This window comes from Streptomyces sp. NPDC005794, assembly GCF_042871445.1.
Lineage (GTDB): Bacteria > Actinomycetota > Actinomycetes > Streptomycetales > Streptomycetaceae > Streptomyces.
On record NZ_JBIAIN010000003.1, the window covers coordinates 1 to 20,414 of the forward strand.

General features: G+C 73.0%; 11 protein-coding genes. 9 read left to right on the forward strand and 2 right to left on the reverse strand.

What is annotated here, in order from left to right:
* Nucleotides 1–221: 221 nt before the first annotated feature.
* The 5 genes from ACFYQ5_RS04735 to moeZ all read left to right on the forward strand — a co-directional run bounded on the left by ACFYQ5_RS04735 (nucleotide 222) and on the right by moeZ (nucleotide 6,433).
* Nucleotides 222–2,006: a DUF3492 domain-containing protein gene (locus ACFYQ5_RS04735; protein WP_389193140.1), complete on the forward strand. Its 1,785-nt coding sequence runs from the start codon at nucleotides 222–224 to the stop codon at nucleotides 2,004–2,006.
* A gap of 34 nt (nucleotides 2,007–2,040) precedes the next feature.
* Complete coding sequence (locus tag ACFYQ5_RS04740) at nucleotides 2,041–3,258, forward strand: hypothetical protein (RefSeq protein WP_389193142.1); 1,218 nt, start codon at nucleotides 2,041–2,043, stop codon at nucleotides 3,256–3,258.
* A gap of 131 nt (nucleotides 3,259–3,389) precedes the next feature.
* Nucleotides 3,390–4,355 (forward strand): NAD-dependent epimerase/dehydratase family protein, encoded by a 966-nt coding sequence (locus tag ACFYQ5_RS04745; protein ID WP_389193144.1) that lies wholly within the window; start codon nucleotides 3,390–3,392, stop codon nucleotides 4,353–4,355.
* Nucleotides 4,343–5,170 (forward strand): spherulation-specific family 4 protein, encoded by an 828-nt coding sequence (locus ACFYQ5_RS04750; protein ID WP_389193146.1) that lies wholly within the window; start codon nucleotides 4,343–4,345, stop codon nucleotides 5,168–5,170. The genes ACFYQ5_RS04745 and ACFYQ5_RS04750 overlap by 13 nt, the downstream gene beginning before the upstream one ends.
* A gap of 84 nt (nucleotides 5,171–5,254) precedes the next feature.
* Nucleotides 5,255–6,433: an adenylyltransferase/sulfurtransferase MoeZ gene (moeZ, locus tag ACFYQ5_RS04755; RefSeq protein WP_351284027.1), complete on the forward strand. Its 1,179-nt coding sequence runs from the start codon at nucleotides 5,255–5,257 to the stop codon at nucleotides 6,431–6,433.
* 140 nt (nucleotides 6,434–6,573) lie between these two features.
* Here moeZ and ACFYQ5_RS04760 read toward each other — a convergent pair whose 3' ends face one another.
* The gene (locus tag ACFYQ5_RS04760) at nucleotides 6,574–8,172 is read right to left on the reverse strand and encodes an alpha/beta hydrolase (protein ID WP_389193149.1); all 1,599 of its coding nucleotides are present in this window, start codon (nucleotides 8,170–8,172) and stop codon (nucleotides 6,574–6,576) included.
* Nucleotides 8,173–8,289: 117 nt separating this feature from the next.
* Nucleotides 8,290–11,019, reverse strand: a complete 2,730-nt coding sequence (locus tag ACFYQ5_RS04765) for a lysylphosphatidylglycerol synthase domain-containing protein (RefSeq protein WP_389193152.1) — start codon at nucleotides 11,017–11,019, stop codon at nucleotides 8,290–8,292.
* Nucleotides 11,020–11,235: 216 nt separating this feature from the next.
* Between ACFYQ5_RS04765 and ACFYQ5_RS04770 the strand changes: the two genes are divergently transcribed.
* The 4 genes from ACFYQ5_RS04770 (at nucleotide 11,236) to ACFYQ5_RS04785 (ending at nucleotide 20,399) form a co-directional block, all read left to right on the forward strand.
* Nucleotides 11,236–11,646 (forward strand): MGMT family protein, encoded by a 411-nt coding sequence (locus tag ACFYQ5_RS04770; protein ID WP_389193155.1) that lies wholly within the window; start codon nucleotides 11,236–11,238, stop codon nucleotides 11,644–11,646.
* Between the two features lie 298 nt (nucleotides 11,647–11,944).
* Nucleotides 11,945–15,391: an ATP-dependent helicase gene (locus tag ACFYQ5_RS04775; protein ID WP_389193157.1), complete on the forward strand. Its 3,447-nt coding sequence runs from the start codon at nucleotides 11,945–11,947 to the stop codon at nucleotides 15,389–15,391.
* Between the two features lie 60 nt (nucleotides 15,392–15,451).
* Entirely contained in the window at nucleotides 15,452–18,994 is a 3,543-nt protein-coding gene (locus ACFYQ5_RS04780; protein WP_389193159.1) for a UvrD-helicase domain-containing protein, read from the forward strand.
* A gap of 10 nt (nucleotides 18,995–19,004) precedes the next feature.
* A complete protein-coding gene (locus tag ACFYQ5_RS04785; RefSeq protein WP_389193162.1) occupies nucleotides 19,005–20,399 on the forward strand; it encodes a dipeptidase in 1,395 nt (464 codons plus the stop codon).
* The last annotated feature ends 15 nt before the right edge of the window (nucleotides 20,400–20,414 follow it).

A 20,414-nucleotide genomic window follows, 5' to 3' on the forward strand; every position in this document is an offset into this window, starting at 1 on the left:
GCGCCCCCCCCCGCCGGCCCCCCCCCCCCCCCGCCCCCCCCCCCCCCCCCCCCCCCCCCCCCCCCCCCCCCCCCCCCCCCCCCCCCCCCCCCCGCCCCGCCCCCCCCCCCCCCCCCCCCCCCCCCCCCCCCCCCCCCCCACCTGTCTGTCCGCATACGGTCGTCCCGCTGCGAGTCGCCGGGCAAAGGCGGCTGACCACAAGGGAGATCGGGGGTGTGCTCGTGCGGATCGGACTCCTCACGGACGGTGGTTATCCGTATGCGACCGGTGAGTCCAGACTCTGGTGCGACCGTCTGGTACGCGGTCTTCCCTCACACGAGTTCGACCTCTTCGCGCTCAGCCGCTCCGCCGACCAGGAGCAACAGGGCTGGGTCAGGCTCCCCGACCGGGTCGAGCGGGTGCGGACGGCGCCGATGTGGACGCACGAGGAGGACGCCCGCCGCTCGGGCCGGTCCCGAGGCCTGACGGGCAGACTCGCCACCGGCCTCGGGCGCTCGTACGGGCGGCGGGACCGACGGCGCTTCACGGCGCATGTGACGGCGCTCGTCGGCGCGGTGTGCGTCGGCACCGAGACCGGGCCGGATTCCGGCGGCGCGGACGCGGAGGCGGCGGCCGGACGCTTCACGGACGGCCTCTACGGCCTCGCCGACCTGGCCCGGGAGCGCGGTGGGCTGCACGAGGCCCTGCGCTCCGAGACGACCGTACGCATCGTGGAGTCGGCCTGCCGTGCCCCGGGCACGGGGCGGACCGTCCACGCTGCCACCGTCCCCGACTACCTCGACTTCGTGGCCGAGCTTGAGCGCGCACTGCGCCCCCTCTCCGTCGACTGGTACGACGAGGACGGTCTCGGCGCGGTCGACCTCTGCCATGCGGCGTCGGGCGGTGCGTCGGCTCTGCCGGGGCTGCTGGCCAAACGCTTCTTCGGTGTGCCGCTGCTGGTGACGGAGCACGGAGTGCCGCTGCGGGCCCACTACCTCGCGGCGCCCGAAGCCCCGCGCGGTGCGCCGGTGCGCGCCCTGCTGGCCAACTTCCACGGGCTGCTCGCCTCCGAGGTCTACCGGCAGGCCGCGCTCATCACCCCCGGCAACACCCATGTCCGCCGCTGGCAGGAGCGGTTCGGCGCCGACCGGAGCAAGCTGCGCACGGTCTACCCGGGCATGGAGGCGGAGCGGTTCGGGGCCGTGGGGGAAGGCGACGACGGGGGCGGTCCCGGCACGCTCGTGTGGATCGGGCGGATCGAACCCGCCAAGGACCTGGTCGCCCTGCTCCACGCCTTCGCCGAAGTGCACAGGTCCGAGCCGGACGCCCGGCTGCGGATCTTCGGCGCGCCGGTCCAGGGGAGCGAGGGGGACACCTACCTCGCCCAGTGCCGGGCACTCGCCGCGCAGCTCTTCCCCGACGAGGCCGCGGACGCGCACGCCGTCGGCGACAACCCGGTCACCTTCGAGGAGATCGGCGGCCCCGAGGTGCCCGACCTCGCGGAGGCCTATGCCGCGGGCGGCGTCGTCGTGCTGTCCAGCGTCGTCGAGGGCTTTCCCATCAGCCTGGTCGAAGCGATGTTCTGCGGCCGCGCCACGGTCTCGACGGATGTGGGCGCCGTGGTCGAAGTCGTCGGCGGTACGGGGCTGGTGGTGCCCCCGCGCAATCCGCGGGCGCTCGCCGACGCCTGCGTCGCGCTCCTGCGTGACCCGGAGCGCCGCGCACGCCTGGGAGCGGCGGCGCGCGCCAGAGCGCTCGAACTCTTCACCGTCGAGCAGAACCTCGAGGCATATCGCGGCATCTACCTGGACCTGGCGGGGCACGCCCCGGCCCGTTGGGGAACGCCGTCGGACCCTCGGGACCCGGGTGGCCCGCCGCGCCCCTTCGCCATGCCCCCGGAGGCCCATGTGCTGGGTGCCCTGCCACCCGAGCCGGTCGCCGCCGGTGTCTCCCGGGTACCGAGCTGGGCCATGGGTGCGGAGAGTGTGTGCGCGGGCGTACACGGGGCGGGGGACCGCGATGTGTGACGACACGAGCGGCCACGGCCACGGAGGAGCCCCGATGGGCAGACCGACCGACACCCCGTCCCCGGACAGCCCGTCCCCGGACGCCGCGTGCGCGCCGGCTGACGAGGGACCGGCCGCGGTTCGTTCCGCGGTCCGGGCGCCCGAGGTCGCCTACCACCCCGCCCGCAGGTCCGTGGTCCGGCGTGGACCCGCGGACCCGGTCAAGGCGCTCATGCACCGGCACCGGGACCTCTGCGAGCGCGCCGTCGACCCCCTGGAGATCGCCGCCGGCCTGGAGGCGCACGGGCTCACCGACCGGACCGCCGCGCGCTATCGGCATCGCGACGTCTTCTCGCTCGCGGAGGAGCTCTACGCCCGTGTGCCCGGCGCGGGCGGGCGCGCCCCTCACGCCTCCCGGCCGAGGACGGACCCCGGCAGGAACGAGGACGTGCGGGCCGGATGGGCCCTCCCTGCGCTGCTGCCCGGTGCCGCCTGTCTCGCGACCGCAGGGGCGCTCAGGGTCACCGAGGGGGTGCTCGGCGCTGAAGCCCGGTTCGCGGTGACCGCCGTCGGAGCGCTGCTCGTCCTGCTCGGACTGCGGCTCTGTCTGCGCGGCGGTCCGCTGCGCGCCCCGGGCGGCACCGGCGGCGTCACGTTGTACGTCTGCTGGCTCCTCGGCTACGTCGTGTACGGCGACGACCTGCTCGTCCAGGTCATCAGCGGCGGCCCGGACGGCCACTGGACCGCCACGCCCACCCCCCTGCTCGGGCTGACCCTGGCCCTGACCCCTGCGGCCTGGTGCGCCCGCCTGTTCGCCGTACGGTCCCGTCACCGGCTGGCCGCGTCCCACGGCCTGTCGGAGTTCGGCGCCGGCGTGCGCCCCCTGCTCTTCGGCGTCGTCGCGCTCTTCCTGTGCGCGCTGACCGCGCTGCTGTTCCTCGCCGACCTCGGCCGGCCCGGCGCGGGCGGCAGCCTCGTGGCCCCGGCCGCCCTCGGTGCCCTGCTCTTCCTGGCCCGCCTGCTGGCCGTCCACGGCTTCCCGGAGCCCGCCGCCACCGGGCTCGCCGCCGCCTGCGCCGTCGAAGTGGCGGCCCCCTTCCTGGTCCTCGCCGGCCGGCTGCCCGGCCTCGGCGTCCTCGCCCGGCCCGTCGACGCCGTCGTCGTCGCGGCCGGCCCCGGCGGTGTACCCGCCCTCGCCTGCGGCATCGCCGCGTTCGGGCTGCTGGTCCACGCCTCGGTCACCCTCACTCGGGCATCCGCCCACGCCCGCTAGGGCCTGCCCCACCCCCGCGGAGCCGACGCCGCGGGTCTTCCGTACCGCCCACACCTTTTCAAGGAGATACCAGACATGACCCCCCAATCCCCCGCACCGGCAGCACGCCGTCGGCACCGAAAGGGTGCGCGATGAGGGTTCTGCTGCTCGGAGCGAACGGATTCCTCGGCCGCTTCGTCGCCGACCGCCTGCTCGCCGACCCCGCCGTGCACCTCACGGCACTCGGCCGCGGCGACGACGCCGATGTGCGCTTCGACCTCGCGGGCGGCAGCCCCGGAGCGCTCACCCGCTTCCTGGACGCCGTCCACCCCGGGGTCGTGGTGAACTGCGCCGGCGCCACCCGCGGTGGTGCCAGGGACCTGACCCGCCACAACACCGTCGCCGTGGCGACCGTCTGCGAGGCGATGCGCCGCAGTGGTTGCAGCGCGCGGCTCGTCCAGGTCGGCTGCGCCTCCGAGTACGGGCCCTCGCAGCCCGGCTCGTCCACCGCAGAGGACGCGGTGCCCCGGCCGGGAGGCCCGTACGGCGTCAGCAAGCTCGCCGCCACCGAGCTGGTCCTCGGCTCCGGTCTGGACGCGGTCGTGCTGCGCGTCTTCTCCCCGGTGGGGCCCGGCACACCGGCCGGCTCCCCGCTCGGCAGGCTCGCCGAGACCATGCGCCGCGCCATGCAGACCGGCGACCCCGAGCTCAAGCTCAGCGGCCTCGGGGTGCAGCGCGACTTCGTCGACGTACGCGACGTGGCGCGCGCCGTGCACGCCGCCTCGCTCTCCGCCGCCCAGGGCGTCGTCAACATCGGCACCGGCCGGGCCGTACGGCTGCGCGACGCGGCGGCGGTCCTCGCCAGGGTCGCCGGATACGCGGGCGCACTCCACGAGCTCGACATGCCCCCCGCCCGGCTTCCCCTCCACGCCCCCCGCGCCTCCACGGAATCGGCCGTGGAGCATCTCGCGGCGACCCCGTCCCCTTACCCCGACGGCTGCGGTGCCTGGCAGCAGGCCGATGTGCGCACCGCCCGGGACCGGCTCGGCTGGCGTCCCCGTATCAATCTGGAGGAGTCCCTCGCGGACATCTGGATGGAGGCGGCATGCCGCATCTGACCAGCACCGGCTCCACCCTGCGGACCGGCGCCTCGGAACAGCTCGGTGTCGGCGTGCCCGGATACGCCCATCCGCTCCTCGCGCCCTCCGAGTGGGCGGAGCTCGACCGGCCGGGCACCCCGCTGCACTGGGCCGTCCTCAACATCGACGACGGGCCGGGCGCCCGGCCCGACCCGCACTGCCTGGAGGTCGCGGGCCGACTGCGTAACGCACGCGAGCGGGCTCTGCGCGGCGAGGTTCCCGAGGACACCGTCCGGGCCGCGGGCGGCAGGCTGCTGGGCCACCTCGACCTGGCCTGGGGCAGCCGTCCCGTCGGCGAGCTGGTCGCCGAGGCCCGGACCTACCTCGACTGGTACCGCGTCGGCGGTTTCTACCTGGACCACTGCCCGGCGGAACGCGACGGGCTCCCCACGGTCCGCCGGCTGACCAGCACCCTCTCCGCGCTCGTGGCGGACAGCGACAGCGCGGACGAGGAAGCCGGCCGGGTGGTCCTGGGCCACGGCATCCACCCGCATCCGGGCTATGCCGAGGCCGCCGACCAGTTGGTCACCTTCCGTGGGCCGTGGGCCGACTACCGCTGGTCGCAGGCGGCCGAGTGGACCGCCGCGTACGAACCGGGCCGTTTCGTGCACCTCGTCCACGGGGTCCCGCGCACGCACCTGGAGGAGGCCATGCGCGTCGCCCGCTGGCAGGGTGCGGGCACGATCTTCTTCACGGACCGGGACAGCGCGAACGGGCAAACCGACCCATTTGCGGCACCGCCCAGCTACTGGGACGAATTCGTCTCGCGGATCGGACCGGGTATCTCGGAATGAGGAGCGGCGTGGCAGTGTTACGGGAGAACAACCGTACGTAGATGAAGTACGTAGAAACCGACCACCTGCATTGTTGAGGTTCCTGTGTCGCTGCCACCCTTGGTCGAGCCAGCTGCTGAGCTCACCGTCGATGAGGTCCGCAGGTACTCCCGCCATCTGATCATCCCGGATGTCGGGATGGACGGACAGAAGCGGCTGAAGAACGCGAAGGTGCTCTGTGTCGGAGCCGGTGGCCTCGGCTCACCGGCTCTGATGTACATGGCCGCGGCCGGCGTCGGCACGCTCGGCATCGTCGAGTTCGACGAGGTCGACGAGTCGAACCTGCAGCGTCAGGTCATCCACAGCCAGGCCGACATCGGCAAGTCCAAGGCCCAGTCGGCCAAGGAGACCGTGCAGGGGATCAACCCCCTGGTGAACGTGGTCCTTCACGAAGAGCGGCTCGAAGCCGAGAACGTGATGGACATCTTCGCCCAGTACGACCTGATCGTGGACGGCACGGACAACTTCGCCACCCGCTATCTCGTCAACGACGCCGCGGTCCTGCTGAACAAGCCGTACGTCTGGGGCTCGATCTACCGCTTCGACGGCCAGGCGTCCGTCTTCTGGTCCGAGCACGGTCCCTGCTACCGCTGCCTCTACCCGGAGCCGCCGCCCCCCGGCATGGTTCCCTCCTGCGCCGAGGGCGGTGTCCTGGGTGTGCTCTGCGCGTCCATCGGCTCCATCCAGGTCAACGAGGCCATCAAGCTGCTCGCCGGCATCGGTGACCCGCTGGTCGGCCGTCTGATGATCTACGACGCGCTGGAGATGCAGTACCGCCAGGTCAAGGTCCGCAAGGACCCCGACTGCGCGGTCTGCGGCGAGAACCCCACCGTCACCGAGCTCATCGACTACGAGGCCTTCTGCGGCGTCGTCTCCGAGGAGGCCCAGGAGGCGGCGGCCGGTTCCACGATCACTCCCAAGCAGCTCAAGGAGTGGATCGACGGCGACGAGAAGATCGAGATCATCGACGTCCGTGAGCCGAACGAGTACGAGATCGTCTCGATCCCGGGCTCCCGGCTGGTCCCGAAGAACGAGTTCCTGATGGGCAGCGCCCTCCAGGACCTTCCGCAGGACAGGCGCATCGTCCTGAACTGCAAGACCGGTGTCCGCAGCGCCGAGGTCCTCGCGGTCCTCAAGTCGGCGGGCTTCGCCGACGCGGTGCACGTCGGCGGCGGCGTGATCGGCTGGGTCCACCAGATCGAGCCCGAGAAGCCGGTCTACTAGGGCCACGGCAGTACGTAGGAAGGGGTCGGCTCCGCACCGCGGCCGGCCCCTTCGTCGTGGGGACCGTCAGGACCGGGTCCGTCCGTCCGCCGTCCGCGGGCGCCCTCGGTGTCACCGATGGCCGGTCGCCCGAGGCGTGGTCACCGGCAGACCGTTCCCGACTTCGGGACCTTCCCTTCGAGCAGATAGCCGTCCACGGCCTTCTGCACGCAGGTGCTGCCGCCGTTGTACGCCCCGTGGCCCTCACCCTCGTACGTGAGCTCGATCCCGACCCCCTTGCCGAGCTCGGCGGCCATCGCCTTCGCGCCGGGGTACGGCGTCGCCGGGTCCCCCGTGTTGCCGATGACCAGGATCGGGGCCGACCCCGGCGCGCTGACGTCCGGGGTGTCCCAGGCGCCCGCGACGGGCCAGCCGGTGCAGGACATCAGCCCCCAGCCCAGGTAGTCGCCGAACACGGGGGAGGCCTTGCGGAATTCGGGGAGCGCCTTCCTGGTCTGTTCCAGGGTGAACCGCTGCTGGGAGTCCGCGCAGTTGATGGCCGCGTTGGCCGCGTTCGAGTTGTCGTAGTGCCCGTCCTCGGAGCGGCCGTTCAGCGAGTCGGCGAGCGCGAGCAGCAGTCCTCCGTTGTTGCCGTCCGCCTCGTCGAGGCCCTGTTCGAGCAACGGCCAGGTCTCCTTGGAGTAGAGGGCGGACGCGATGCCGGTGGTGGCCTGGGTCTGGGTCAGCTCCCGTTCGCCGAGCCCCGGGACGGGCTTCTTCTCCAACTGGGCGAGCAGATCGGCGATCCAGTCCTGGACCTCTCGCGACGTAGCCCCCGGGAGCTTGCACGCGTCGCGCTCGGCGCAGTCGGCGGTGAAGTTGTCCAGGGCGAGCTGGAAGCCCTTGGCCTGGCCGAGCGAGGAGTCCAGGGAGTCCTCCGTCGGGTCGACGACCGCGTCCAGGACGGCCCGGCCGACGTTCCCGGGATACAGGTGGGCGTAGACACCGCCCAGTTCCGTGCCGTACGAGATCCCGAAGTAGTGCAGCTTGTCGTCGCCGAGGACCTGGCGCAGCAGATCCATGTCCCGGGCCGCGTTCGTGGTGCCGACGTAGGGCAGTTCGTCCCCGGAGTTCTCCTTGCAGTCCGCGATGTAGGACTTCTGGTCGGCGACGAACGACTTCTCCTCCTCCGCGTCGTCAGGGGTGCCGTCCTGCTCGTACCGGACGTCGAGCGTCTTGTCGTCCGAGCACTCGACGCCCTCGCTGCGGCCGACCCCGCGTGGGTCGAAGCTCACCAGGTCGTAGCGGGTGCGGAGCGTGTCGTACGCGGAGCCGAAGGACGGCAGCGTGGCGACGCCGGAGGCGCCCGGCCCGCCGAAGTTGAAGATCAGCGAGCCGATGCGCCGGTCCTGGTTCCTGGCGGCGGCGCGGATGAGCGCCAGTTCGACGGTCCGGCCTTCCGGGTCCGCGTAGTCGAGGGGTACGTCCATGAAGGAGCACTTCCAGGACCCTCCGCCCGGCAGCGGCGAGGGGGACGTGCCGCTGCCCTGGGCCTGGCTGGGAGCCGGACAGGGCTCCCAGTCGAGCTTCTGGGAGGACAGCTTCTCCGCGGTCGCGGTGGGCGACGCCGTCGAGGCCGTCTTCGGCGTCGACCTCTCCGTACCCCCGTCGTCGCCGTCGTCCGAACAGGCCGTCAGCGGCAGCAGCACGGTGACGGTGGCGGCGAGGGCGGCGGCACGCAGAGCGGGAGAGGTCCTCATGACCCCATCGTGCGGCGGGGCGCGGGGGAACGCGCGGGGCGCGGTCCATGCGAGTGGCCCCCCTCGCACGTGTGTTCCAGGGCGGGTTTCGAAAGTCCCGCCTGTCCGAAACACGTCCTAGAGCTCTCCCTTACGGGTCAGCTGGTTGAAGCAGATCCAGCCGGGAAGCACCGGCAGCCACAGGGTCATCACGCGGTACAGCAGCACGGCCGGCGCCGCGACCTCCTTGGGCAGGCCCACCGCGATCAGACCCAGGGTCAGCGCACCCTCGACCGCCCCCATACCGCCCGGGGTGGGCGCCGCGGACCCCAGGGCGTTGCCCGCGAGGAAGACCACCGCGATGCTGGCGTAGCTGAGCTGGGGGACGTCGGGACCGCTGAACGCGCGGATCGACGCGTCGAGGCACAGGACGAACAGCCCGGTCAACAGCACCATGCCGCCGATGCCGGTGACCAGCTTCTGCGGGCGCTGCACCACGTCGAGCATGCGAGGCACGACGCCGGCGAACAGCGAGCGCACCCGGGTGGCGACGAACTTCCGCATGAACGGGATCGCGGTCACCACCAGCACGAGCACGGCGACCGTGAGGAGGCCCGCGATGACCGTCCTCGACGGGGTGAGCGAGTCCGGGGTCTTCTCCGTGCCGGTCAGGTAGCCGAACAGGGCGAGCAGCAGGATGTGGCAGCCGAGCCCGAACAGCTGGGACGCGCCGACGCTCGCGACGGCGAGCCCGGGACGCACCCCGGCGCGTTGCAGGAAGCGCGTGTTCAGCGCCACACCGCCGACCGCCGCCGGTGCCACGATCTTCACGAACGACCCGGCCACCTGCGCCAGCACGGTCTTCCCGAAGGCCACCCGCTCCGGTACGAAGCCGAGCAGGCTCATGGCCGCGGCGACATAGCTCAGGGCCGAGAAGCCCAGCGCGGCCGCCACCCAGCCCCACTCCGCCTGCTCCACGACCGTGCCGAAGTCGGCCTCGGTGACCTGTGAGATCAGGAAGTAGGCGGCGATGGAACCCGCGATGAAGCTGAACAGGGTGCGCGGTTTGATGCGCTCCAGCCGGACCGGCTCGACCGGTGCCTGCGGCCTGATCAGCAGCACCTGGCCACGGATCTGGGCCAGCATGTCCTCCTCGCGGGCCTCGTCCAGGGCATCGTCCATCGCCCGTTTCTCGGCCTGCTTCTCCGTGCGCAGCGACTTGCGGACCGCCTTGCGGTCGCCGGCCTCCGAGCCCTGTTCCTCCGCCTTGCTCTGTTTCGCCGCCTGCGAGGCCTCCAGCACCGCCTCACGCTCGCGCTGCGAACGTTCCCGGGCGAGTCTGCGCAGTGTCGCCCGGGTGGAGCGGCTCAGCGCGATCGGCTGGAGCAGCGGCAGGCAGTCGGCGACGGCGTCGGGCCCGAGCACGGCGAGCGCGCCGGCGACGGCCCGTTCGGCGCCCACGCGCAGCCCGGTGGTGGTGAGCAGCTGGGCGACGTCCATGCGCAGGACGAGGTCACCGGCCGCGATCTCACCGCCCCGCAGATCGGTGACGAACACCGTGCCGGAACTGTCCACCAGGATGGCGTCACCGGTGAGCCTGCGGTGCGCGATCCGCCGCGACTGGAGTGCCTTGACCTGCCGCCAGGCGCCCCGCACCAGGTCGTCGGTGATCTCCTCGTCCTCCATCGCGTCCAGCGAGCGCCCGCCGATGTGCTCGTACACGAGCATCACGGCGTCGGGCCCCAGCTCGGACGTGGCGATCAGCTTGGGTGCGTTGGCCCCGGCGGCGATCGCCGCGTACGCGAGGAGCGCCTCCTGCTCCAGGGCCTGGCGCAGCGACTGGATCGAGCGGCGCTGGGTGATGCTGCGCAAGGTGAGCCTGCGCCATACCCGGTAGAAGAAGCCCTGGGCCTGCTGTTCACGGTCGACGACCGTCACGTCCAGCGGTGGGCCGTCCTCCAGGGTGACCAGATAGCGGCGCCCCCGGTCGCTCTGGTCGACGTTGTCGGGAGCGTCCTCGGTGCGCATCGCGGCGACCGGACGGAAGCCGACGTGGCGCAGACCGGCCATCAGGTGCTGGCCGGTCGGACGGACGTTCGGCGAGCCGACCGTGTACAGCGTGCCGTACGCCACGGTCCAGCCGATCAGCACGGTGAGGCCGATCGAGAACGGGGTGGTGTACCCGCCGACCAGCATCGCGAAGGCGTCCAGGAGCAGCACCACCCACAGCACGACCCGCCAGCGCGGTCTGCGGGCCATCCCGACCGCCGTCATATAGGCGATGACGGGCGCGAGGTATCCGTGCACCGGGTCGGTGAGCGCGTCACCCGGCTGGGGCTGGGTCAGGGCCTCGCGGATCGTCCCGGGGGCCGACCGGGCGACCCAGAGATCGGTGGCCAGGGTCACCCCGTGGGCCAGCACGGCGGCGAGCACCCCGTCCGCGATCCGCAGCCCGTCGCGTTTCACCAGCCGCTCGATCGCGAAAGCGACCGGCACGAGGAGCACGGCGATGCTGGACACCAGGCCCGCGATCTTGATCAGCAGATCGGGGGCCTGGTCGGTGCCCTTGGAGATGTCGTCCTCGAGGCCGGTGGTGGTCCCCTGGGCGAAGGCGGCGATGGAGAGCAGCAGAGCGATCGCGAGGACCCCGACGAGGAGCCGCAGCAGATCGGAGGGGCGGTGGACCCGGGCGGCCAGCAGAGGCTCGTCGCCCGATACACGGTCGGTCAGGTCGGCGCCGGCCGACGCGAGTGTCGAGCCCGAGAGGTGTTCCGGGGACGACCCGGGGGTTTCTCCGGCGTCCGGGCCATCGGGTGCGTCCGGGCGCGGCTCCGCATCAGAGGCGTCCGCCGCCTTCGGTGGCTGCACGCCCTGCTCCTTAGCCTCTGACGAATCTTCGTGTTCTCGTTTCACCGGTCACCGCCCGCACGATGGTGGCACGGCCTGCAGACAGAGGGGGGCATCAGGGTGCATTGCGCGGGCGCGATGGGCAACATACGCTGCTTCGCCCGCCTGTGCACGGTGTGTGACCAGGACGACTCCGGGCAGGGCTGGTTGTCGGTGGCGTACGGCAGGATGGGACGGATGAGCGAAGACCGGACGAGCGGCAGCCGGGCGGGGGCCCCGCCCGTCGGCCCCGTGACCACCGAGCTGCCTGTCTACGCCGAGCGGGTGCTGGATGTGGCGGACCTCATTCCACCCGGCCGTGTCATGACGTACGGCGATGTCGCGGAGTGGCTCGGTGACGGCGGGCCCAGACAGGTCGGCCGGGTGATGGCGTTGTACGGCTCCATGGCGCCCTGGTGGCGTGTGGTGCGCGCCGACGGGGCACTGCTGCCGGGCCATGAGCTGCGGGCGCTCGGCCACTACCGCGAGGAGGGCACGCCGCTGCGCGCGGCCCCGCGCGACGCGGACGGGCACGTTCCGCGCCTCGACATGAAGCGCGCCCGATGGGACGGCGTGACCGGTGGTCCGGGCGACGAAGCTCACATCTGACAGCTTCCGCCAACCTGCCCCGCCGGGGCGGGAGCCGGGCCGGTGAACGGGACGCACCGGCGCGTCGGTGGCCCCCACGTGTGACGGGGGACGCGGCCCGGAGCCTGATTTCCGCCTCGTCGCTGGCGTAGCGTCGTCCACACGCGGCACGCTCCGCTCCCTCATCCGTTTCCGTCACGACCGGCCTTCGCACCGGCCTTCAGCACAGTCCGTCACCAGCAGATGTCACACCCGGGCCGTCACCCCCATGGCCGGCCACCGCGCAGACCGAGTACACCCACCAGGACCGGCGATCCACGTGAGCTCCCCTTTCACCACCCGGAACGGCCCGCACCGTCAGGCACGGCGGCGGGCCCCGGGCGCGTACCGGCTGGTGCGCACACCGCCGGGCTCCGTGGAACCCCCTCTTCTGGACGCACCGCAGCGCGCGGTGGTTGACCACCGGGACGGCCCGTTGCTGGTCCTCGCCGGACCCGGTACCGGCAAGAGCACGACCCTGGTGGAGGCGGTCGCCCAGCGCGTGGCCCGGGGGACCGACCCCGCCCGCATCCTGGTCCTCACCTTCAGCCGCAAGGCGGCGGTCGAACTGCGCGACCGGATGGCCGCCCGGCTCGGCGGCACCCGGGGCCCGCAGGCCACCACCTTCCACTCGTACTGCTACGCCCTGGTCCGTGCCCACCAGGACGCCGACCTCTTCGCGGATCCGCTGCGCCTGCTCTCCGGGCCCGAGCAGGACGTCACCGTCCGCGAACTCCTGGCCGGCCAGCTCGGCCTGGAGCGGGCAGGGCTGGCACACGTCCGCTGGCCCGACGAGCTCCGGGCCTGTCTGACCACCCGTGGCTTCGCCGACGAGGTGCGGGCGGTGCTGGCCCGCAGCCGTGAACTGGGCCTCGGCCCGGACGCGCTGGCCGCCTTCGCCCGCCGCACCGGGCGCCCGGACTGGAGCGCCGCCGCCCAGTTCCTCGCCGAGTACCTGGACGTCCTCGACGCCCAAGGGGTCCTCGACTACGCGGAACTGGTCCACCGGGCGGTCCTGCTCGCCGAACGGCCGGAGGTGGCGGCGGCGCTGGCCCGGAGCTACGACGCGGTCCTCGTCGACGAGTACCAGGACACGGACCCCGCCCAGGTACGGCTGCTGCACGCCCTGGCCGGGAACCAGGGGAGTTCCGCGCCGGGCACCGGCGGCGGCCGGACGCTGATCGCCTTCGGCGACCCCGACCAGTCGATCTACGCCTTCCGGGGCGCCGACGTGAACGGCATCCTCGACTTCCCCGACACCTTCCGCCGGGCCGACGGCGCGCCCACCCCCGTCGGGGTCCTCACCACCTCACGCCGCTCCGGCGCACACCTGCTCGAAGCGACCCGGCTGCTCACCCGCCGGATGCCGCTCACCCGCCTGCCCTCGGACAAGGTCCGCGCCCACCGCGAGCTGTCCGCCGTGCGCCCGGGCGGCCGCGTCGAGACCTACACCTATCCGACTCCGTCCACCGAGCTGGAGAACATCGCCGATCTGCTCCGGCGCGCGCACCTGGAAGAGGGGGTGCCCTGGCGGGACATGGCGGTCCTCGTACGCGCCGGCGGCCGTTCGATCCCAGCTGTGCGCCGGGCGCTCACCTCCGCCGGAGTCCCTCTGGAGGTCGACGGCGACGATCTCCCACTGCGCCACGAACCGGCGGTCGCCCCGCTCCTGACCGCCCTGCGCGCCGTCGCCACGGCGGCCCTGTACACCACCGCGGCCGAGGACGCCGAGGAGGTCCTCCCCTCCGTGCCCGAGGAAACGGGGGACGAGGAAGCAGAGGACGAGGAAGCAGAGGACGAGGAAGCAGAGGAACACGTGGAGGAGAGGAGGGGAAGCGACACGGCAGCACCAGGCCGGCTCGACACCGAGACCGCACTCGCCCTGCTCACCTCCCCCCTCGGCTCCATGGACGCCGCCGACCTGCGCCGTCTGGGCCGCGCCCTGCGCGACGAGGAGCGGGCCGCCGGGAACCGCGTACCGCCGCCGTCCGGGGAACTGCTGGCCCGCGCACTCTCCGAGCCCGAGCGCCTGGTCACGCACGATCCGGCGTACGCCCGCGGAGCCCAGCGGCTCGGCGCGCTCCTGCGTGACGCCCGTGAACTCCTCGAGGGCGGGGGGACCGCCGAAGAGGCCCTGTGGACCCTGTGGAAGGGCACCCCCTGGCCCGGCCGTCTCGAGCGGGCGGCACTGCGCGGCGGCGCGGGCGGCCGGAACGCCGACCGGGACCTCGACGCCGTATGCGCCCTCTTCGACAGTGCGGCACGGGCCGAGGACCGCACCGGGGGACGCGGCGCGCTCAACTTCCTGGAGGAGGTCGACGCCCAGGACATCGCCGCCGACACCCTGTCCCGGCGCGCCGTACGCCCCGACGCCGTACGTCTGATGACCGCGCACCGCTCCAAGGGCCTCGAATGGCGCCTGGTGGTCGTCGCCGGGGTGCAGGAGGGCCTCTGGCCCGACCTGCGCCGCCGGGGATCGCTCCTGGAGGCGGACCGGATCGGGCGCGACGGCCTGGCGGAACCGCTCACCCCGGGGGCGCTCCTGGCCGAGGAACGCCGCCTGTTCTACGTCGCCGCGACCCGGGCCCGTGAACGTCTCGTCGTCACCGCCGTCAAGGCCCCCGCCGACGACGGCGACCAGCCCTCCCGCTTCCTCACCGAGCTCGGTGTCGAGCCCCGGGACGTCACCGGACGCCCCCGCCGCCCGCTCGCGGTGGCCTCGCTCGTCGCCGAGCTCCGGGCGACGACCGTCGACCCCGCCGCCTCGGAAGCCCTGCGCGACGCCGCCGCACGCCGGCTCGCCCGGCTCGCGGCGCTCACCGACGACGAAGGCCGGCCGCTGGTTCCCGCGGCGCACCCGTACCGCTGGTGGGGGCTGAACGAACCGACCCGCTCCGAGGTCCCGCTGCGTGACCGGGACCATCCCGTCGCGCTCTCCGGGAGCGCGCTCGACCAGCTCGCCAACAGCTGCGCCCTCCAGTGGTTCCTGGGCCGCGAGGTGAAGGCCGATGCCCCGGCGACGGCGGCACAGGGCTTCGGCAACGTGGTCCATGTGCTCGCCGACGAGGTGGCGTCCGGGCGTACCCCCGCCGACCTGGACGTCCTGATGGAACGCCTCGACTCCGTGTGGGACGGCCTGGTCTTCGACGCCCCGTGGAAGTCACAGCAGGAGAAGGACCAGGCACGCGTCGCCCTGGAGCGCTTCCTGCGCTGGCACGTCATGGACCGCACCGGCCGCACCCCCGCCGCCAGCGAGCACGACTTCGACGTCACCCTCGAAGCCGGCGAGTACGCCGTGCGCATCCGGGGCTCCATGGACCGCGTCGAACAGGACGCAGAGGGCCGGGCGTACGTCGTCGACTTCAAGACCGGCAAGGGAGCGCCCACCAAGGACGAGGTGGCCTCCCACCCCCAGCTCGCCGTGTACCAGCTGGCCGTCAGGGAAGGCGCCGTCGACGAGGTCTTCGACGGCCACCGTCCGGAACCGGGAGGCGCCGAACTCGTACAGCTGCGCCAGCCCGCCCCGAAGAAGGAGGGCGGCGAAGCCCTTCCCAAGGTGCAGGCGCAGGAACCCCTCTCCGGGGAATGGGTCTCGGACCTGCTGGCCACGGCGGCCGGCCGGGTCCTGGACGAACGGTTTACCCCGACGACCGGCCAGCACTGCACCCACTGCGCCTTCAAGGCATCGTGCAGCGCGCAGCCCGAAGGCCGTCAGATCATCGAATGACCGTTAGGGGGGAATCCGTGGGGGACCGCGTTGTCGGTGCGTCCGGTTAGCCTCTTTGGAGTGTCCTCCCGTATCGACGATCCCGAGCAGCTCAAGGAGCTCCTCGGGATCCCCTTCACCCCGGAGCAGACGGCCTGCATCACCGCGCCGCCCGCTCCGCAGGTGATCGTGGCCGGAGCCGGCTCGGGGAAGACCACCGTGATGGCCGCCCGGGTGGTGTGGCTGGTCGGGACCGGACAGGTGGCCCCGGAGCAGGTCCTCGGCCTGACGTTCACGAACAAGGCCGCCGGTGAGCTGGCCGAGCGAGTCCGCAAGGCCCTCGTCGCGGCCGGGGTCACCGACCCGGACGTCATCGACCCGGACAACCCCCCGGGCGAGCCCAGCATCTCCACCTACCACGCCTTCGCCGGGCGGCTCCTCACCGACCACGGACTGCGGATCGGCCTCGAACCCACCACCCGGCTCCTCGCCGACGCCACCCGCTACCAGCTCGCCGCCCGGGTGCTGCGCGAGGCGCCCGGCCCCTATCCGGCGCTGACCCGGTCCTTCCCCACCCTCGTCAGCGACCTGCTGGCCCTGGACGCGGAGCTCGCCGAACACCTCGTACGGCCCGAACAGCTCGCGGAGCACGACACCGAGCTGCTCCACACGCTGGAGACGGCCAGGCTCACCAACGCCGAGCTGCGCAAGCTCCCCGAGACGGCGGGGGCCCGCCGCGAGCTCCTCGAGCTGACCCGGCGCTACCGGGCGGCCAAGCGCAGCCGCGACCTCCTCGACTTCGGCGACCAGATCGCGCTCTCCGCCGAGCTGGCCCTCACCCGGCCCGAGGTCGGCACCATCCTGCGCGACGAATTCCGGGTCGTCCTGCTCGACGAGTACCAGGACACCTCCGTGGCCCAGCGGCTGCTCCTGGCCGCCCTGTTCGGCGGGGGAGGAGGGAAAGGCACGGCAGGCGGGAGCGGCACGGCAGGCGGGAGCGGTACGGCAGGCCACGCGGTCACCGCGGTCGGCGACCCCTGCCAGGCGATCTACGGGTGGCGCGGCGCCTCCGTGGCCAACCTCGACGACTTCCCGCACCACTTCCCGCACGCCGACGGCACCCCGGCCACCCGCTACTCCCTCAGCGAGAACCGCCGCAGCGGAGGCCGTCTCCTCCATCTCGCCAACGGCCTCGCGGAACCCCTGCGTGCCATGCACGAGGGAGTCGAGGCACTGCGCCCCGCGCCCGGAGCCGAGAGGGACGGCGCGGTCCGGTGCGCCCTCCTGCGCACACACGCCGAGGAGATCGACTGGCTCGGCGACTCGCTCGCCCACCTCGTACGGACCGGCACGGCGCCCGGGGAGATCGCCGTCCTGTGCCGGACAGCGGGTGATTTCCCCCGCATCCAGGCCGCCCTCGTCGCCCGGGACATCCCGGTCGAGGTCGTCGGCCTGTCCGGCCTGCTGCACCTCCCCGAGGTCGCCGACCTCGTCGCCGTCTGCGAGGTCCTCCAGGACCCCGGGGCCAACGCCTCCCTGGTCCGGCTGCTCACCGGACCACGCTGGCGCATCGGCCCCCGGGACCTCGCACTCCTGGGACGTCGCGCCCGCCTGCTCGTCCACCGCTCCGCCCCCGGTGACGACGACGTCGACCCGGACCGGCGTCTGGCCGAAGCGGTCGAGGGCATCGACCCCGCCGAGGTGATCTCGCTCGCCGACGCCCTCGACACCTTCCTGGAGTCCGGCGGGTCAGAGGACGACCAGCTGCCCTTCTCCGCCGAGGCGCGCGTCCGGTTCGCCCGCCTCGCCACCGAGCTCCGCGACCTCCGCCGCTCACTGGCCGACCCCCTCATGGACGTACTGCACCGCGTCCTCGCGACCACCGGCCTCGAAGTGGAACTCTCCGCGTCGCCGCACGCCCTGGCCGCACGCCGCCGCGAGACCCTCGCCAACTTCCTGGACGTCGCGGCCGGCTTCGCCGCAGTGGACGGGGAGGCGAGCCTGCTCGCCTTCCTCGGCTTCCTGCGCACCGCCGCGCAGTACGAGAAGGGCCTGGACAACGCCCTGCCCGGCGGCGAGAACACGGTGAAGGTCCTCACCGCCCACAAGTCCAAGGGCCTGGAATGGGACGTCGTCGCCGTCCCGGGCCTCGTCGGCGGCCAGTTCCCCAGTACGCAGTCCCGGGACGCGTGGACCTCGCAGTCACAGGTCCTCCCGCACGCCCTGCGCGGCGACGCGGCCACGCTCCCCACGCTCCACTCCTTCGACGCCAAGGGCATCAAGGCGTTCAAGGAGGAGATGAAGGGGCATCAGCACACCGAGGAACTCCGTCTCGGCTACGTCACCTTCACCCGCCCCCGCAGCCTGCTGCTCGGCTCCGGCCACTGGTGGGGCCCGTCCCAGAAGAAGCCCCGCGGCCCGTCCGCCTTCCTGGACGCGCTGTACGAGCACTGCGCGGCGGGGTACGGCGAGATCGAGGTCTGGGAGGACGCGCCCGGGGAGGACGAGGAGAACCCGGCACTCGAGGAGAACGACGCCGACCAGGCATGGCCCCTCCCGCTCGACGACGCGGCCATGGCCCGCCGCCGCGCAGCCCGGGACACGGTGCTGGCCCACCTGGAGGCCCTCGCGGCCACGCCTGTGCCCGACGCGTACGAGGAGCCCTCGCACGCCCCGGAGCCTCCGTTCGACGAGGAGCCGCCGTACGAGGACGAGCCGCCGTACGGCGACGAGCCTGAGGCGCCTGAGGAGCCGTCCTACGCGGAGACCGACGCCCCGTACGATGATCCGTTCCCGGACGGCGAGCCCGGCCCGCACGCCGGTCCGGCCGCTCCCGTCCCGCACGCTCCCGTCCCGCACGCTCCCGTCCCGCACGCTCCCGTCCCGCACGTTCCCGCCGCCCGCCTCCCGGCGGACGCGGACCTCACCCCGGAGGAGTCCCGCACCCTCGCCTCCTGGGACCGTGACCTCGACGCCCTCGCCGGTGAGCTGCGCCGCGCCCGCGCGACCGTCCGGGACGTCGTCGTACCCGCCACGCTCTCCGCCACCCAGCTGCTGCACCTCGCCGACGACCCGGAGGGGTTCGCGCGGGAGCTCGCCCGTCCCATGCCCCGCCCCCCGCAGCCCGCCGCCCGCAGGGGGACCCGCTTCCACGCCTGGGTGGAATCCCGGTTCGAGGAGCTCCCGCTGCCCATGCTCGGCCCGGACGAACTCCCCGGGGGCGACGGGAGCGACGCGGACATCGCTGACGAACGCGACCTCGCCGAGCTCAAGGAGGCCTTCGAGCGCACCGCGTACGCCCGGCGCACTCCGTACCGCGTCGAGACCCCGTTCCAGATCACGCTCGGGGGCCGGGTGATCCGCGGCCGGATCGACGCGGTCTACCGCACGGGCGACACGTACGAGATCGTCGACTGGAAGACCAGCCGGCACCGCACGGCTGACCCTCTCCAGCTCGCCGTCTACCGCCTGGCCTGGGCCGAACTGCACGGTCTGCCTCTGGAAGCGGTCACCGCGACCTTTCTGTACGTACGCACCGGGGAGACGTCCCACCCCGCCGGGCTGCCGGGCAGGGAGGAGCTGGAAAAGCTCCTGCTGGACGATCCACCTCCGCAGGGCCGATAGGCTCATAAGCATGAGCGACACCCCGGACAGCGCCGTCCGTACGTACACCGGGCAGCACCGCGCGGCCTTCCTCGAGGACCTCGCCGAGTGGCTGCGCATCCCGTCCGTCTCCGCCCAGCCGGAGCACGACGGAGACGTACGGCGCAGCGCCGAATGGCTGTCCGGCAAGCTGGCCGAGACCGGGTTCCCCGTCACCGAGATCTGGGAGACACCCGGCGCCCCCGCCGTCTTCGCCGAGTGGCCGTCGGACGATCCGGACGCCCCCGTCGTCCTGGTCTACGGCCACCACGACGTGCAGCCCGCCGCCCCCGAGGACGGCTGGAGCAGCGACCCGTTCGAACCGGTCATCCGCGACGGCAGGATGTACGGACGCGGCGCGGCCGACGACAAGGGCCAGGTGTTCTTCCACACGCTCGGCGTCCGTGCCCATCTCGCCGCGACCGGTCGCGTGACCCCCGCCGTACACCTCAAGCTCCTGGTCGAGGGTGAGGAGGAGTCCGGCTCGCCGCACTTCCGCGCACTGGCCGAAGAGCGGGCAGCCCGCCTCGCGGCCGACGTCGTGATCGTGTCCGACACCGGCATGTGGGACGAGAACACCCCCACCGTCTGCACCGGCATGCGCGGCCTCGCCGAATGCGAGATCGAGCTGCACGGCCCGGCCCAGGACATCCATTCCGGGTCCTTCGGCGGCGCCGTCCCCAACCCCGCGACCGCCCTCGCCCGCCTCGTCGCCGCTCTCCACGACACGGACGGCAGGGTCGCGGTCCCCGGCTTCTACGACGGGGTCACCGAACTCACCGAGACCGAACGGGCCCTCTTCGCCGAACTGCCCTTCGACGAGGACACCTGGCTGCGCACGGCCGCCTCGCAGGCCACCGCGGGCGAGGCCGGCTACTCCACGCTGGAGCGCGTCTGGGCCCGCCCCACCGCCGAGGTCAACGGCATCGGCGGCGGCTACCAGGGCGCGGGCAGCAAGACCGTCATCCCCTCGTCCGCCCTGGTGAAGCTGAGCTTCCGGCTGGTCGCGGGCCAGGACCCGGAGCGGATCCAGGAAGCGGTACGCACCTGGGCCGAGGCCCGGATCCCGGCCGGTGTGCGCCACCGGATCACCTTCGCGCCCGCAACGCGCCCCTGTCTGACGCCTCTGGACCATCCCGCCCTCCAGGCGGTGGCCCGTGCCATGGGACGGGCCTTCGGGACGAAGATCCTCTTCACCCGTGAGGGAGGCTCGGGCCCCGCCGCCGACCTGCAGGACGTGCTCGGCGCACCCGTTCTCTTCCTCGGCATCTCCGTACCGTCCGACGGCTGGCACGGCCCCGACGAGAAGGTCGAGCTCGACCTCCTCCTCAAGGGCGTGGAGACCACCGCCCATCTGTGGGGCGAGCTGGCCGACGCACTGCGCTGAATCTCTGTACGCCCG

Coding starts and splice junctions, on each gene's coding strand:
- ACFYQ5_RS04760 (WP_389193149.1), bottom strand. CDS start 8,172: ATGAGGACCTCTCCCGCTCTGCGTGCCGCCGCCCTCGCCGCCACCGTC.
- ACFYQ5_RS04750 (WP_389193146.1), top strand. CDS start 4,343: ATGCCGCATCTGACCAGCACCGGCTCCACCCTGCGGACCGGCGCCTCG.
- ACFYQ5_RS04785 (WP_389193162.1), top strand. CDS start 19,005: ATGAGCGACACCCCGGACAGCGCCGTCCGTACGTACACCGGGCAGCAC.
- ACFYQ5_RS04745 (WP_389193144.1), top strand. CDS start 3,390: ATGAGGGTTCTGCTGCTCGGAGCGAACGGATTCCTCGGCCGCTTCGTC.
- ACFYQ5_RS04740 (WP_389193142.1), top strand. CDS start 2,041: ATGGGCAGACCGACCGACACCCCGTCCCCGGACAGCCCGTCCCCGGAC.
- ACFYQ5_RS04770 (WP_389193155.1), top strand. CDS start 11,236: ATGAGCGAAGACCGGACGAGCGGCAGCCGGGCGGGGGCCCCGCCCGTC.